This is a genomic window from Paenibacillus sp. EKM212P, assembly GCF_011066115.1.
Taxonomy (GTDB): domain Bacteria; phylum Bacillota; class Bacilli; order Paenibacillales; family Paenibacillaceae; genus Paenibacillus; species Paenibacillus polymyxa_B.
Genome location: NZ_JAAMNR010000007.1, coordinates 1 through 14,446 on the forward strand (window position 1 = coordinate 1; position 14,446 = coordinate 14,446).

General features: G+C 44.0%; 15 protein-coding genes and 2 pseudogenes. 15 read left to right on the forward strand and 2 right to left on the reverse strand.

The genetic code is table 11. The features are described 5' to 3' along the window. The 5 genes and pseudogenes from G9G54_RS19320 to G9G54_RS19340 all read left to right on the forward strand — a co-directional run. Window positions 1–267: pseudogene (locus G9G54_RS19320) on the forward strand (hypothetical protein); the annotation flags it as partial. Between the two features lie 347 nt (window positions 268–614). After that, a complete protein-coding gene (locus G9G54_RS19325) occupies window positions 615–959 on the forward strand; it encodes a PadR family transcriptional regulator (protein ID WP_274597355.1) in 345 nt (114 codons plus the stop codon). Then, window positions 919–1,266 (forward strand): DUF1048 domain-containing protein, encoded by a 348-nt coding sequence (locus G9G54_RS19330; RefSeq protein WP_165179252.1) that lies wholly within the window; start codon window positions 919–921, stop codon window positions 1,264–1,266. Before G9G54_RS19325 ends, G9G54_RS19330 begins: the two co-directional genes overlap by 41 nt. A 12-nt stretch (window positions 1,267–1,278) precedes the next feature. Continuing rightward, window positions 1,279–1,629 (forward strand): DUF1048 domain-containing protein, encoded by a 351-nt coding sequence (locus tag G9G54_RS19335; RefSeq protein WP_165179253.1) that lies wholly within the window; start codon window positions 1,279–1,281, stop codon window positions 1,627–1,629. Between the two features lie 15 nt (window positions 1,630–1,644). Then, window positions 1,645–1,818, forward strand: a pseudogene (locus tag G9G54_RS19340) (ATP-binding cassette domain-containing protein). A 91-nt stretch (window positions 1,819–1,909) separates the two neighbouring features. Here the strand turns inward: G9G54_RS19340 and bglS are convergent. Further along, entirely contained in the window at window positions 1,910–2,623 is a 714-nt protein-coding gene (bglS, locus tag G9G54_RS19345) for a beta-glucanase (protein ID WP_013312075.1), read from the reverse strand. Between the two features lie 384 nt (window positions 2,624–3,007). On the opposite strand from bglS, the gene G9G54_RS19350 reads away from it, so the two are divergent. The 6 genes from G9G54_RS19350 (at window position 3,008) to G9G54_RS19375 (ending at window position 10,400) form a co-directional block, all read left to right on the forward strand. After that, window positions 3,008–4,354, forward strand: a complete 1,347-nt coding sequence (locus G9G54_RS19350) for a cellulase family glycosylhydrolase (RefSeq protein WP_165179254.1) — start codon at window positions 3,008–3,010, stop codon at window positions 4,352–4,354. A gap of 308 nt (window positions 4,355–4,662) precedes the next feature. After that, window positions 4,663–5,640: a LacI family DNA-binding transcriptional regulator gene (locus tag G9G54_RS19355; RefSeq protein WP_165179255.1), complete on the forward strand. Its 978-nt coding sequence runs from the start codon at window positions 4,663–4,665 to the stop codon at window positions 5,638–5,640. Between the two features lie 164 nt (window positions 5,641–5,804). Further along, window positions 5,805–7,130 carry an ABC transporter substrate-binding protein gene (locus tag G9G54_RS19360; RefSeq protein WP_165179256.1) on the forward strand — a complete coding sequence of 442 codons (1,326 nt, stop codon included), beginning with the start codon at window positions 5,805–5,807 and terminating at the stop codon, window positions 7,128–7,130. Between the two features lie 59 nt (window positions 7,131–7,189). Then, window positions 7,190–8,074: a carbohydrate ABC transporter permease gene (locus G9G54_RS19365; RefSeq protein ID WP_025723175.1), complete on the forward strand. Its 885-nt coding sequence runs from the start codon at window positions 7,190–7,192 to the stop codon at window positions 8,072–8,074. Next, on the forward strand, window positions 8,074–8,901 hold the full coding sequence (locus G9G54_RS19370; RefSeq protein ID WP_023990432.1) for a carbohydrate ABC transporter permease: 828 nt from the start codon (window positions 8,074–8,076) through the stop codon (window positions 8,899–8,901). Before G9G54_RS19365 ends, G9G54_RS19370 begins: the two co-directional genes overlap by 1 nt. An 83-nt stretch (window positions 8,902–8,984) precedes the next feature. Further along, window positions 8,985–10,400: a glycoside hydrolase family 32 protein gene (locus tag G9G54_RS19375; RefSeq protein ID WP_165179257.1), complete on the forward strand. Its 1,416-nt coding sequence runs from the start codon at window positions 8,985–8,987 to the stop codon at window positions 10,398–10,400. A gap of 75 nt (window positions 10,401–10,475) precedes the next feature. On the opposite strand, the gene G9G54_RS19380 is transcribed toward G9G54_RS19375, so the two are convergent. Then, window positions 10,476–11,675, reverse strand: coding sequence for a macrolide family glycosyltransferase (locus G9G54_RS19380; protein ID WP_165179258.1), 1,200 nt, complete (start codon window positions 11,673–11,675; stop codon window positions 10,476–10,478). A gap of 199 nt (window positions 11,676–11,874) precedes the next feature. Between G9G54_RS19380 and G9G54_RS19385 the strand changes: the two genes are divergently transcribed. From G9G54_RS19385 to G9G54_RS19400, 4 genes are all read left to right on the forward strand, one after another. Continuing rightward, window positions 11,875–12,069, forward strand: coding sequence for an H-type small acid-soluble spore protein (locus G9G54_RS19385; RefSeq protein ID WP_165179259.1), 195 nt, complete (start codon window positions 11,875–11,877; stop codon window positions 12,067–12,069). Window positions 12,070–12,088: 19 nt separating this feature from the next. Continuing rightward, complete coding sequence (locus G9G54_RS19390) at window positions 12,089–12,259, forward strand: hypothetical protein (RefSeq protein ID WP_165179260.1); 171 nt, start codon at window positions 12,089–12,091, stop codon at window positions 12,257–12,259. 252 nt (window positions 12,260–12,511) lie between these two features. Beyond that, on the forward strand, window positions 12,512–13,744 hold the full coding sequence (locus G9G54_RS19395; RefSeq protein ID WP_165179261.1) for a sensor histidine kinase: 1,233 nt from the start codon (window positions 12,512–12,514) through the stop codon (window positions 13,742–13,744). Beyond that, entirely contained in the window at window positions 13,741–14,391 is a 651-nt protein-coding gene (locus G9G54_RS19400) for a response regulator (protein WP_165179262.1), read from the forward strand. The genes G9G54_RS19395 and G9G54_RS19400 overlap by 4 nt, the downstream gene beginning before the upstream one ends. The last annotated feature ends 55 nt before the right edge of the window (window positions 14,392–14,446 follow it).

The following is a 14,446-nucleotide window of genomic DNA, read 5'->3' on the forward strand; positions in this document are numbered from 1 at the left end:
GCAGAATGGTCCCGACGTAGGAACAAAACGCTGCCGGTCGGGCTGCTTATTGAAGGATTGGAACGATTGAACATCTTTAAGGAAACAGGAGGCTTGAGAATCGGTAGACAAGTCTTTGATCCACAAGGCCCGTGGGGTGGGCAACTATTTCCCTTGTTAGAAGCAGTTTCTGGCATTGGTGATGTTTCGCCTTATCTAACCAGACAGTTGGATCGAGTTATCGAACGATTGGACGGGAGTATACCTATGCATAAAGACTTCCTTTAGAAGGGAGCTCATGGGGAAGAGGAACGGACCAGGATGAGGAAGGCTTAGAGGGGAAAGTTGCAAGTTTCAATATGTAAAATGATTGTCTAAACACTGATTGAAGCCGTAAAATGGGAAGCAAAAGAAGAGGTCTTTGTTGAGGCAACTCAATAAACCATGAGGCTGCCGTGGATTGAATGGCAGCCTTGTTACGCTAACGGGCAGGATAGTTGAAAATGTAAAATCCGTGTCAGATAACGCTATTGACAATTCATCTACTACGTGATACTTTATAGCGGTAGTGAGTAACACTGCATACCGGTTATACAGAATAGCAAGGAGTGATTGTGCTGGAAAACCTAACGGAAATGCTCAAAGGCGTGCTTGAGGGCTGTATCCTTGAAATTATAAGCCGCAAAGAAACCTACGGCTACGAAATCACGCGGCGGCTGAACGCCCTCGGCTTCACAGATGTTGTGGAGGGAACGGTGTACACCATCCTGATCCGGCTTGAAAAAAACAAGTTGGTGGAGATCACCAAGAAGCCCTCCGAAATGGGACCACCGCGAAAGTTTTTTGCGATCAACGACGCGGGGCGCGAGGAACTGCGGAAGTTCTGGGAAAAGTGGGAGTTCGTATCATCAAAAATTAACGAGTTAAAGGAGGGAAAAAATGAATTTTTGGGAAAAAATCACAGGCGGCGACATGACTAAAGAATTCAAAACTTTTGAATCGCGAGTCAAAAAGCTGCCGGCTGATTATCAAGCGGCATGGGAAAAAATTAATTCCAATCTTTGGGGGTACTCAGATTTCACCGGTCGCAACCTCATGCCAATTCTTGACGGTGTGCTTGGCCTACTAGAAGAAACGGCGGCGGACGGTCAGAGTGTCCAAGAGGTTTTGAGTGACGACATCAAAGGCTTTTGTTCAGCGCTGGCCGGCGAAGAAGGGGCAAAGTCTTTTCGCGACAAGTGGCGCGAGCAACTAAACAATAATATCGCTAAAAAATTAGGTGAATAGGAGGAGGATAAAATGAGAATACGAAATATCATCGAAGGCAAAAAAGAGTGGCGAGCGCACGTGGCGCGTGTCAAAGCGCTGCCGCAAGATTATCAGATTGTTTATAAAGAGATTCGAAAATATCTCTTTAAGGTCGGCCCTGTTGAGCTAACCGACGGGGCGGGTTTACTCTCGGGAATTATCGATCTTTTTGAAGAGGGCGCGGCCTTGGGGAAAGGCGTGCTCGAAGTGACAGGCAGTGACGTAGCGGCATTCTGCGACGATCTAATCAAAGATTCAAAAACTTACGCTGACATCTATCAAGAATCTGTTGACCAAGAAGGTAACAAGGCCATGAAAAAGGTTACGGATAAAACAAAGTAAAAGGGGGATATCGGGATGCGAAAGTCTTTCAAGGACATAGAAGTCCTAAAAGGCGTGGATTTTTAAGTGAAGCGAGGGGAGATTTTCGCCCTGCTTGGCTCCAACGGCGCGGGCAAGACGACGATTGTCAGAATCCTCACCACTGATTATATTCAAGCTGCGCATCGGGTGATCGCCAGCTTTGAATAGACTTCTAGCAATCTTCTTCATGGCCGGAACATGGCTAAATCAATGCATCACAAAAAAAGCAGCCACTACAGGGCTGCTTTTGTGCTACGGGCTAATTGCTCGTGTATTTTACCCAATCGTATTCGGCGTATAGCGGATTCGCTCCATTATACGAACCCAGCCAGTCGTCAACGCCGGTGCCATTCCATAAATTCATCATAATCTTGCCTGGCGTGCTCGGTATATTCGTAGTTGCTGTATGCTTTAGAACCCCGTCAACATACCACTTAATGTACCCTGGCTGCCAATCGAAAGCATAGGTGTGGAAGCCTCTTGATGCATCAAAGCCCAGATCAACAATCTTCTCGTGACCACCGACCCCGTTTGTATAATAGTTGAATTGCACTTTTGTCGTGTCTTTGCCTAAAAATTCAATATCTATTTCGTCCCATTGCGTGCCATCAGTAGGTCCCGTATACGTAAAAAAGGAAGATACGATCCCAGTATTTTTAGCAGGCTTCATGCTGACCTCGTATAAGCCGTATCTGTAAGTGTTCGTCGATCGATACTCTCCACAGTCAAATTTATTGTACGCAGAACTTGTTAAGCCAAGCTTCATTTTGCCATCGTTCGTAAAATTGACATTATTGGCACGCCAAGTGCAATTAAACATGTTCCCATTGGAATATCCATCCGCCTTTTGCCATGCACCAGAATTGAAACCATTAAGTGGTTCCCAAAAAACATTCCCCGCATAAACGCTTACCGAAAAAAACAGAGAGACAATACCCGTGACCATTAAAGTGAACCAAGATTTCTTCTTCATTTTACACCTCCATAAAAGATTGACCAAACATGAAAGAAACGGCTGGCAATGATACATTATTTCAAGTATTGACCGGCTTATCGAAAAAATATAAAACGCTTCCATATTTGGCATCTTCATTGTAGCTTGAAATTGAGGCGTAGACTATAGCAAACTTAAAGATTGAAAAATAATTTCAAAAAAACTAAATTTTATCAAGTTGTGGTTTGGAAATGTAAGTTATACAATTAGATGCAAGAAATACAAATAAACGTTATAATTTTCCATTAAGGGAGATGATGATTTTGCAATAGGAAGACTCAGGAAGCGGAGCCACTACATGTTTATACCATTTTATTCTTTTGGCATAATAGTCAATTAAATTTTTGAGGAGGAGGCCTTTCTTTGAAAAAATTAGGTATGGTATGTAAAATAGTTCTGATACTTGTATTCATATTGCCTTTAAAACCGGTGTTTGACCAACATATAGATGCATGGTCAGGTATGCCCATGGGAGAGCTCCATGTCAGGGGCAATCAATTGGTGAACAGCAGCGGAAAACCTGTTGTTTTGAGTGGCTGGCATCAGCCGTCGGGAGCATACTGGACCTATCAAAACAGTAATTATTATCTCAAATTGAATGGTAACAATCGTCATGCAGCAATTTTGGCTTATTTGAAGGATATCACCGACACCTTTACAGACACCAGACCGAAGTATGGAAGCAACCACGGTTGGTATATGAATCAGGTCCGATTGTTTATTGACCGCCAGGATATGGGAGATGTGGCCGCAGGGTCATACAACTTCGCCGGTTTACAGGCAGTTACACAAAATGTGATTATTCCATACATCAATTATGCGAAAACAAAGGGCGTTTATGTTACCCTTGGTCTTGATTTCACTTTGGCTAACGACCAGGCTACAACACAATCCAATTTGGACAAATTTAATCAAATCTGGGGGTATCTTGCCTCGCAGCCGGCTATTAATAGCGCGGATAACGTCATGTTTGAATTGATCAACGAGCCAATTAAGTCGTATGCGAATGGGCATTGGGGAGGCTATCCCGGCGAGAATGATTTTCTTGACCATTGGAATGATCTGAGAAGATTCCAGAACTCTATTATTTCCACGATTCGAAGTAAAGGAGCGGATAATGTCATCTGGGCTGCAGGACTTGGATACAACCAATTTTACAGCCCGGTGGCAAAACACCCGCTGACAGACCCCTTGAACAACTACGGCTATGCTGTCCACTGGTATCCGGGCTACGGAGCTTATGATAACAAGGACAAGCTGCAATCGCAATGGGATTCCAACATTAAGGCGGCAGCTCAAGCCTATCCAATAAATATTACAGAATTTACCTGGTTCAAAACGCAGCCCGGCGATTCAGAGTACTGGAATTTGTTTAACGGCTCTAATGATGGATTTGGGAAAAACACGAAGTCCATTTTTACAGCAGCCGGTAATGTCAGCATGACCGCACATATGAATGGCTTTCTGCTGGAATCTGGAGCAAGGAGTTCATTTGCGGACCCAACAGCAGGGTTAAAGTGGGATGGCGATACCCGACGTCAGGCGATGGCCCGCTTCTTGTTTAACTGGTACTATGAGCGTGCACAGGCCTATCCGAGAGCACTACTCCAGAACAGTGAATCAGCAACGGATAATGTGCCTGCGGATGCACCGACTGATGTGCTTACAGATACATACATTAATGCACCGACTGACGCACAATCAGAATGATGTTAATACTTTCAGCTACCGACAGCCTATCCAATTGGATAGGCTGTCGTATTATTTTATAGAAATGAGAACTCAAAATCACTCGGCAGGCGGTGAACAAATGGAAGAAGAAAGCTCTTCGCGAATTATGTATGATGATCAGTTTATATGAAGTTAGTAGAACTTGCTGTAACCTCTAATTTGGGATTCACAAAGTTCCGTCACCTAACATTTACGTCCATTTTTAGGCTTCCGTTATGTAAGGTTGTTGAAATGATGAGGAGAGAGTATAGTTTGTATGTATTTATTTTGTGCGGGAAGAGGTTAATATGGCGACAATTCATGATGTAGCATTAAAAGCGGGCGTGTCGGTCACAACAGTATCCCGTGTAATGAACAACCGGGGATATATCAGCGAAACTACACGCAAAAAAGTGTTCGACGCAATGGAGGAACTTAATTATCAACCGAATGAAATAGCACGATCCCTATTGCGCAAGCAGTCTAATATTATTGGCCTGATTATTCCCGATGTCTCGCATCCTTTCTTCAGTGAGCTTGCCAATCAGGTTGAGTTCTATGCCTATCAGCAAAACTGCAAGGTCCTGCTGTGCAATTCCCATATGGATCCCGTGAAGGAAAAAGTGTATATCGATATGTTGAAGCGGAACCGGGTGGATGGCATCATTATGGGTAGCCATACATTAGAAGTAGAAGAGTACCGACATTTGAATTCACCGATTGTGACATTTGATAGACAGATTGACCCGTGTATTCCTTACATATCCTCGGATAATTATCGCGGAGGCGAGCTGGCTACGGAGCTGCTCATCAGCAAAGGCTGCCAGAAAATTGCGCATATATGCGGAAATCTGGAGCTGAACATGCTGTCCAATGAACGGACCAAAGCATTCCGAGATGTTGTGGACAAGCATAATGTCCAGCATGTGATCGTTCAAACAGACTTGAATGTGTTCGACCAGAAGGAGTACGAGCGAATCATTTCAAAACTCGTTCATGAACATCCCGATGTTGATGGAGTGTTCGCAACAAGTGATATTATTGCGGCTTTTGCGCTGAAAGAATATATTCGCGCTGGAAGGCATGTGCCAGAGAATGTGCGCATTGTAGGCTTCGATGATGTAAGCGTTGCTTCCTGGCTGACGCCGGAACTTACATCGGTAAGACAGCCGATTGCAGACATAGGCAGACTGGCGGTCGAGCTGATCCGCAGGCAGGCGGAAGGGGAGCAGGTACAACCTGTCAATCTGTTGCCTGTTGAACTAATTGAGCGTGCAACGACCTGAATGAAAATCTGTTCCTCTAACAAGGGGAACAGATTTTTTTTAGTACATGTTAAAAATTCAACATGTCAAACGATTGACACAAGTTAAACCCTTGACATATAATCCGTTTGTAAGCGTTTTATTTAAGTGTTCAGAGCCATTATATAAATAAGGGGATGACAACAATGAGGAAATTCAAAAGAGTTCAATGGATGGTAATGCTGCTTCTTTTGGTTATGGTGATGTCTGCATGCAGTGGCTCCGGAGGAGAAGGTAATTCGGCTTCTGGAGGGGGATCAGGGGATTCGAAAAATGTAAAAATTACGCTTTTGAACTCCAAAGGCGAAATCCTTCCACAGCTGGAGGAAGCCGCGAAGGCGTTCCAGAAAGACAATCCGGGCATTACTGTTGAAATCCAGCCGGTTCCGACTGGTGGATCTCCTTTTGAGCGTGCCTCTGCATTGTATGCATCAGGAAACCCGCCGACCATGACCATGCTAGATACAGGTGATGTTGAGAAATTCAAGGACCGTATCCTCGATCTAAGCGGGGAAAAGTGGAATGCGGACACTGTTGAAAACGCTACCAATGCTACGACATTTGATGGTAAAAATTACGCGTTTCCACTGGCTGTTGAAGGCTACGGATTCATTTACAACAAAGCCGTTGTAGATAAAGCGGTAGGCGGAAGCTTTGATCCCACCACAATTAAAACCCGAAATGACCTTGAAAAACTGTTTCAGCAAATCGAGACATCCGGAAAGAAAGCACTGGTGATTTCATCAATGGACTGGTCTCTGGGCGCTCATTATTTACCTCTTGCTTATGCAGGCCAGAACAAAGACATGGCTGAAGTGGACAAATTCATGGCGTCACTAAAAGCAGGCCAGGCTAGCTTGGCTAATAATCCTGTATTTAACGGACTTATAGATACATTCGACCTCATGATGAAATACAACATCGATCAGGCTTCTCCGCTAGCAGGAGCTTATGAACGCGGACCGGAGCTGCTCGGCAAAGGTGAAGTTGGCATTTGGTTCATGGGCAATTGGGCATGGCCGCAAATCAACAGTTTTGATACCGCTAATAAAGAATATGGTTTCTTGCCTGTACCCATCAGTAACAATGCCGATGACTACGGCAATCAGGAGATTTCGTCCGCTGTATCCAAGCGCATTGTTATTGACAAGGAGAAGACTACTCCGGAACAGCAAGAGGCGGCGAAGAAGTTCCTGAACTGGATCGTATATGATGAGAAAGGCCAGGATTTCCTCGTGAACCAAGCGAACATTATCCCGGCGTTCAAAAATATTACACTGCCTGCGGCCGACCCGCTTGGCAAGTCCATCCAGGATTATATTGCAAAAGGCAAGTCAGAGCAGTCGATGAGCATGCTGCCTGCCGACCACTGGTCCAAGACAGGATCTTCCATGCAAAAGTATCTGGCGAAACAGGGAGATCGTGCAACACTGGTTAAAGAAATCGAAAACTACTGGAAAACGGTTAAATAAGGTTGTTATCAAATTACCTGGAATAGAGAGAGAAACCCGGAACAAAGGGAGGGGTCATCATGATTACGGAAAAAGGAGTATGGAACCGGCTGCGGACGCGGCTACTGTTTACCGGCCCAACCTTGTTTGCCTTCATAACGGTAATGATTATTCCATTTTTGTACGGCATCTATCTGACGTTCACAAACTGGGATGGTATTTCCACCACACTATCGCTGGTTGGCGTCCAAAACTATCTGGCTGTTTTTAGAGATATTGAGTTTTGGAAATCGTTCAGCTTGACGCTCAAGTATGTGTTTTATACCGTTGTTCTTATCAATGTGATCGCTTTTATGCTGGCTTATGTGCTGACAAAAGGGTTAAAAGGACAGAGTATTTTCCGGGCGGGATTTTTCCTGCCCAACCTTGTCGGCGGCATTGTACTCGGTTTTATATGGCAGTTTATATTCAACAACGTGCTTGTCTATTTGGGTCAACATGCCAGCATACAGTCGCTCAGCACGACTTGGCTGGCTGATCCCGACAAAGCGTTCTGGGCACTCGTGATTGTAACCGTGTGGCAGAACGCGGGTTACATGATGGTCATTTACATCGCAGGGTTGACTGGTGTCCCGAATGATATTATGGAGGCCGCAAGCATTGATGGGGCAAACAGCTGGACCAGACTGCGGAAAATGGTGCTGCCCTTGATGGTTCCTTCTTTCATCGTATGTATATTTTTGTCCCTGCAGCGCGGATTTATGGTCTATGACGTGAACCTTGCGCTCACGAAAGGTGGACCGTTCAGCAGTACTCAAATGGTGTCGATGCATGTGTATGAAAAGGCATTCCTTTCACGTGATTATGGTGTGGGGCAGGCAGAAGCATTCGTGTTGTTCCTGATGGTTGCTCTCATCACTCTGCTTCAGGTTTATTTTAGCAAGAAGTTGGAGGTGGAGGCGTAATGACAAGAAAAAGAATTGCTTCCTCCGTGATCAAATTCATTGTGCTGACAGTCATACTCATATTGTTCATCGTACCTTTCGTCTTTTTGCTGATCAATTCGTTCAAGGAAAACATGGCCATCACCTCAAATCCGTTATCGCTTCCAGAGAGCTTCAGTATGGTCAATTATATGAACGCATTCGATAAAATGAATTACATCGCTGCCTTCACCAACTCATTGGTCATAACGGTGTTAAGTGTTCTGTTTATTTCACTGTTCGCGGCGATGACGGCTCATTATTTTGTCAGAAACAACACCAAGTTCAACCAATATACATTTATGCTAATGGTTGCATCCATGATCATTCCATTCCAGGCTATCATGATTCCATTGGTGAAAATCTACGGGTCACTTGATCTGCTGAACAGTAAGTGGTCGCTGATTTACATGTATATCGGTTTTGGCAGCTCGCTGGCCGTCTTCATTTATCATGGTTTTGTAAAGAGTATTCCAAAGGAACTGGAGGAAGCGGCGCTAATTGACGGCTGCACGCGGTTTCAGACATTCTTCCGGATTGTATTTCCGGTACTGATGCCCACGACTGCCACCATTTCCATTCTCAATGTACTGTGGATCTGGAATGATTTTCTGTTGCCTTCCCTTATTCTGGTCGATCCGGAGCAAAGGACACTTCCGTTGTCCACGTACAACTTTTATGGAACCTATACAGTGGATTATGGTCCATTGATGGCAAGTTTGGTACTGACGATATTTCCGATCATTATCATCTATCTGTTCGCCCAGAAGTATATTATTCAGGGTGTTATGCAAGGCTCGATTAAATAACTGCAGGTGGAGGATGCTTTATCAAACAGACTAGAACATATACAAGAGAGCGTGCAGATCAATTTATTTCCCAATCGAAGCATATGCTTCGGCCAGATTATCGGCTGCACTATCATTTAATGGCTGAATTGGGCTGGATGAATGATCCGAATGGCTTCATTCAATATAACGGGCAATATCACTTGTTCTATCAACATTACCCGTATAAATCAGTATGGGGACCGATGCACTGGGGACATGCAGTCAGCCGCGATCTTATGAAGTGGGATTATCTGCCGATCGCTTTGGCACCGGACGGTGAGTTCGACCAGGATGGCTGCTTCTCTGGCAGTGCGATTGAGCAGGACGGAAAGCTTGTCCTGATGTATACCGGACATGTTGTAACCGGGCCTGACAAAGATCAGGATTACAAGCAGTCGCAGGGAATTGCAGTATCAGAAGACGGAATAACGTTCGAAAAGTGGGAGGGCAACCCGGTCATCGGTTATGACGCTATACCGGACACGATCAGCCGTAAAGACTTCCGTGACCCTAAGGTGTTTAGGCACGAAGATCAATATTACGCCGTTCTCGGCTCTAATGATGCCAAAGGGAACGGACTTGTACTGCTTTACCGTTCTGAAGACCTGAAAAGCTGGACGTATGTCAATGTACTAGCCGTGAGTGACGGACGCTTCGGCGATAATTGGGAGTGTCCAGATCTGTTCCCGCTCGGTGATCGGCACGTATTTATGCTATCCCCGCAGCGCATGCCTGCACAGGGGGAGGCTTACCGTAATCTGCATTCCACCATGTACGGTATAGGTGATTTCAATTCCGCTGCCGGAACATTTACGGCAGAGCGGTATGCTCAGGTGGATCACGGATTCGACTTCTATGCCCCACAGTCAACCTTGGATGATAAAGGGCGGCGTATCGTTATCGGATGGATGGATATGTGGGAATCGGAGATGCCGACTCAGGAGGGGCACCATTGGGCTGGTGCGATGAGTCTTCCGCGGGAAGCGGTTATCGACGGCGCCAGGCTGCTGTTCCGTCCACTTGAAGAGGTAAAGAATTACCGATGCAATCTGTTCGAGCAGCGAGATATCTTACTGACAGGTGAGCAGATTATGGACACGCGCGGAGATAGCTACGAACTGAAGGTCGTATTTGAGTTTGAGTCCAGTAACACCGATGAATTCGGTTTGAAACTGCGGGTGGGTAGCGAAGAGGAGACTGTACTGTCGTACCGTCCCGATGACGGTCTGTTCCGTTTCAACCGAGAACGTGCCGGTATAGGCCCGGGCGGAGAGAGAAGAGTGCTCTTGGAATTACAAGAGGGGCGTCTGGAGCTTCGGATTTTCGTCGATAAAAGCTCTGTGGAGATATTCATCGGCGACGGCGAATACGTTCTCACAGGAAGAGTGTATCCCGGAATGGAATCAACAGGTATTCGTGCATTTGCGAACGGAAACTGTACGATTGCCTCGTTCCAGAAGTGGGATATCCTCGCATAGAATCGCATACAAACAGGAACCTGACCGTGGATGGTCAGATTCCTGTTTTTTTGTGGCCATTTTGCTCGTGTGATTTTAGGCGCGCTTATGTTGCAGATAAGCATCAAGATAAGCATCAATTTTTGCGAGAGCTTCTTCTGTACCGCCAGATTGCTGGAAGCTATCATTTATTTTTTGTACGCCCTCTTTATACGCTGCGTTTGACACTACCTCATGTACGGCATCTCTTAACGTTTGTGTATTGATTTGATCCTTAGTTATTCGATAGCCAGCCTGAAGTTCTGTTAACCGCTGTGCGACCATGGGCTGATCCTTGTCCTGAGGCAGTACGACCAAGGGTACATTAAAGTGAATTCCTTCATTCACACTGTTCATTCCACCATGAGTAATAAATACATCTGAATGACGTAATACCTCCAATTGAGGAACATAAGACGAGATGATAAAGTGCTCAGGAGCCGGGTTGATTTTGGTAAAGTCAGCTTTCTCGCCAGCTGCAATCACGACAATGCCTTCAAAATCGGAAAAAGCCTCAATGCAGGTGTTAAAAAAGTCTTCAGTGTGGTCCAGCACAGTTCCCATCGAAATATATAAAACCTTTTTACCCTGTAGTCTGTCCAGCGGGAATGAATTTTCTCCTTTGCGCTCCGGGAAGCTGGGGCCAATAAAAAGATGCTCGTCCCCAAATTGTTCACCATTCGGTTGAAAATATCTGCTCGTATATACAACATTCAAAGCTCCTGAATTGTTCATAAATTGAACCAGATCTTTGGGAGCAACACCGAACCTTTCTTTCATGAGATGCAGTGAAGACGTGACTTGTTCATCAGGCTGAAACGGTACTTTAGCGTCGGAGCGGAAGAGATTGGCAGCCATCAGATGATTTGAAATGAGAAAAGATGGGGATGAAGAAATGCCCGGAATATTCAAATAATCTCTTACTAATTCACCAGCTCCGAATCGATCATAGAACACCAAGTCAAATTGAATACGCTCGGACAGCTCCTGAGTGATGGCTAAGATGTCCATCGAAGTCTGGATATGAATATTCATAAATGCGTTCAGTCCTGCCGGAGTGTTGGTATCAATGGAAGCAGTCCTGACCAGATCAGGATGCAGGTGAACCTTCGCTCCAACTGCTTCGAGTCTATTCTTGTATTTCTCAGTTGTAATGTAATGAACCTGGTCCCCTCGTGCTGCAAAGGCTTGCGTGATCCCAAGCGTGGGGTTTACATGTCCTTCTGCCGGAAAGTTAACCATTAATACGTTTAACATCCATCATTACTCCTTTTCTCTACAATTAAGATCGCAGTTTTCACTGAATCTCTTAATCCATAATAACAATAATATTTATTTTTTCAAATGATATCCTTTCATGATCGTGAAACACATGTTGGCATGAAATGTGTATAACAAATATTTAACTCGTGCATAGTAAAGGCGAACTCTACTTAGCAAGGGAGGTTTTTTCTAAGTGAATGTTCAAAGAGCGCAAGAAATAGCGTCCTCTTCCATCATGGCGAATGTGTTGTGCGATGGGCTACCCATTTATATTCAGCATGTGAATGAACAGCGTGAGACGGCACGCATTTATGCGCTGAGCAATCCAGAAGAGGAACGGGAAGTACCTTTATACACGTTAACAGAACGAGATCAGGCACTGGAATAAGAAAGGAGCGCTATGAAAAATGAAACCCAATCAACAGAAGGAAATCGAGGCAGACCGTTTGAATTTTCGTGACCAGACGGATGATGTGGTTAGAGAAGTACCGGCCACGACGGATGCCAGCGAAGCAGTTGCAGCAATAACTTCACATATCAATAAATACGATGTACCAGATGAGTTGGAGGAGAAATAGAGAATGACCAAGCGCGCACGGGATAACCTGTTGCGTGCTTTTTATATGACACATATTTGGCTGGAGTCGAACAAATAGTATTTAATGCCCAAACGTACAAATGATATTGCCCATGTGTACGTTTTTTTCTGTTTGTTTTTTTGTAAAATAAAATAATAAATGATTTCTGTCCAAACTAAATTGACCAGGTCGTCATAGCGGCGTTGTCTCTAATAAGTTGAAAAGCCGAATTCAGAATTGTAGGAGGGAATTATGATTGATGTATTCAATGAACAGATTCAAAATCTAGATCCGGAAATAAGTGAAGGTGAATTTGAGAAGAAAGATATTTCAAAAGTATTAACTATAATATGGATTTTTATAATTTATAGTGAGTCTGTCATTCTTCAACATTTGTCTAGTGGTCTAAATCTGCTGCAAAGTGTCTTATTCACTGTAATCATCATATTGCACATCCTCTTGTACTTGCATGCTCATAGAGTTGCAAAATATTTTTCTTGGGCTTATTTTGTTGTGCAAGGGGGATTGATCTTTTCAAGTGCATTTCTTCTACCTGACAGTTTTTCGATTGTACTGGTTGGGTTAATGCCAATTTTGGTGGGTCAGAGTATAGGTATTTATTACAAGCCGCTTAAGGTCATTCTTGTATTTTTGATCTCCTATGTACTTTTTTGTGTAGCTGTGGTCTGGCATAATGATGGCAAGCAATTTGTGTTGTTCATCCCTCTATTTTTTCTAATTGCAGTTGTTATAGTAGCTTATGCCGTTCTTTTTCTCAAACAAGTCAAAGCACGAATCCGAACGCAAAACGTTCTTAAAGAACTTGAAATCGCACATCAAAAGGTCGAAGAACTTACAATTGCTAACGAACGACAACGTATGGCCCGTGATCTTCATGATACGCTGGCTCAAGGGCTTGCTGGGCTAATCATGCAACTTGAAGCCATTGATGCCCATCTGACAAAAGGGAGTACGCAAAGAGCTCAGGAGATCGTCCAACAATCGATGTCACAAGTGCGAAGAACATTGTCTGATTCAAGGCGAGCTATAGACAATCTGCGTTCGAAAACCATCTCGGAAGTTGATTTTGCAGAAGCAGTGGAGGAAGAAATACAGCGATTTACAATGGCTACGAGCATTCGCGTAATACGCAACATCAAAATTAAAGCTTCAGTCCCCAGACTGTTGTTCGAACATGGATTGTTTATTATAAGCGAGTGTTTAACCAACGTAGCGAAACATTCACATGCTAATACCGTATGGATTCATATTTTAGATAAAGAGGGCATGATTGAAATTGAGATTCGCGATGATGGAAAAGGATTTGATACGGATATTATTGCCAAGCAAACAGGGCATTACGGAATAATAGGCATACATGAACGTGTACGGATGCTGGGTGGAAAAATCAATATCAGCAGTATATTTCAAGAAGGTACAGCTATAAAAATAGAGGCGCCTCTTACTAAAGGAGACCTATCATGAAATACAAGATTTTAATCGTTGACGATCATTGGGTAGTTAGAGAAGGATTAAAGCTGGTGCTGGAGACCAATGACAGTTATGAAGTGATTGGTGAAGCTGGAGAAGGTGTAACGGCTCTTAAATTGATCGAAGAACTTCAGCCGCATGTCATATTATTGGATTTATATATGCCACAAATGAGTGGTTTGGAAACCATGAAAGCCCTCAGAGAAAAACAAAATGAAACACCAGTCATTATCCTGACGACCTATAACGAAGATGATTTAATGATTAAGGGACTCTCTTTGGGGGCAAAAGGATATTTACTAAAAGATACCAGTCGAGAAAACTTATTTCGCACTATTGAGTCTGCGCTAAGGGGTGAAACGCTGCTTCAGCCAGAAATAACAGCAAGGGTATTTGCTGCTACGAATAAGAGAGAAGCTGAGATAGAATCACACGAAAGAAACTTAGTTCTGACTGATAAGGAAAGACACATACTAAAGTCTGTTGCACATGGTTTTAAAAGTAAGGAAATTGCGTTTGATATGGGAATTTCCGAGCGTACCGTAAAAGCACATTTAACGAATATTTATAACAAGCTTGGTGTTGATTCCAGATCCGAAGCCGTTGCCGTTTCGTTGGAACGTGGTATTTTACAGCTTTAGAAATAATAACTGAAAATATGTTATTTATTTGCCCAGTCGTACATAAGGTGCTTGC

Bases quoted from the DNA above. Each gene is read 5' to 3' on its own strand.
- bglS (WP_013312075.1), bottom strand. From the start codon at position 2,623: ATGAAGAAGAAATCTTGGTTCACTTTAATGGTCACGGGTATTGTCTCT.
- G9G54_RS19360 (WP_165179256.1), top strand. From the start codon at position 5,805: ATGAGGAAATTCAAAAGAGTTCAATGGATGGTAATGCTGCTTCTTTTG.
- G9G54_RS19335 (WP_165179253.1), top strand. From the start codon at position 1,279: ATGAGAATACGAAATATCATCGAAGGCAAAAAAGAGTGGCGAGCGCAC.
- G9G54_RS19375 (WP_165179257.1), top strand. From the start codon at position 8,985: ATGCTTCGGCCAGATTATCGGCTGCACTATCATTTAATGGCTGAATTG.
- G9G54_RS19355 (WP_165179255.1), top strand. From the start codon at position 4,663: ATGGCGACAATTCATGATGTAGCATTAAAAGCGGGCGTGTCGGTCACA.
- G9G54_RS19390 (WP_165179260.1), top strand. From the start codon at position 12,089: ATGAAACCCAATCAACAGAAGGAAATCGAGGCAGACCGTTTGAATTTT.
- G9G54_RS19380 (WP_165179258.1), bottom strand. From the start codon at position 11,675: ATGTTAAACGTATTAATGGTTAACTTTCCGGCAGAAGGACATGTAAAC.
- G9G54_RS19395 (WP_165179261.1), top strand. From the start codon at position 12,512: ATGATTGATGTATTCAATGAACAGATTCAAAATCTAGATCCGGAAATA.
- G9G54_RS19400 (WP_165179262.1), top strand. From the start codon at position 13,741: ATGAAATACAAGATTTTAATCGTTGACGATCATTGGGTAGTTAGAGAA.
- G9G54_RS19365 (WP_025723175.1), top strand. From the start codon at position 7,190: ATGATTACGGAAAAAGGAGTATGGAACCGGCTGCGGACGCGGCTACTG.
- G9G54_RS19370 (WP_023990432.1), top strand. From the start codon at position 8,074: ATGACAAGAAAAAGAATTGCTTCCTCCGTGATCAAATTCATTGTGCTG.
- G9G54_RS19330 (WP_165179252.1), top strand. From the start codon at position 919: ATGAATTTTTGGGAAAAAATCACAGGCGGCGACATGACTAAAGAATTC.
- G9G54_RS19325 (WP_274597355.1), top strand. From the start codon at position 615: ATGCTCAAAGGCGTGCTTGAGGGCTGTATCCTTGAAATTATAAGCCGC.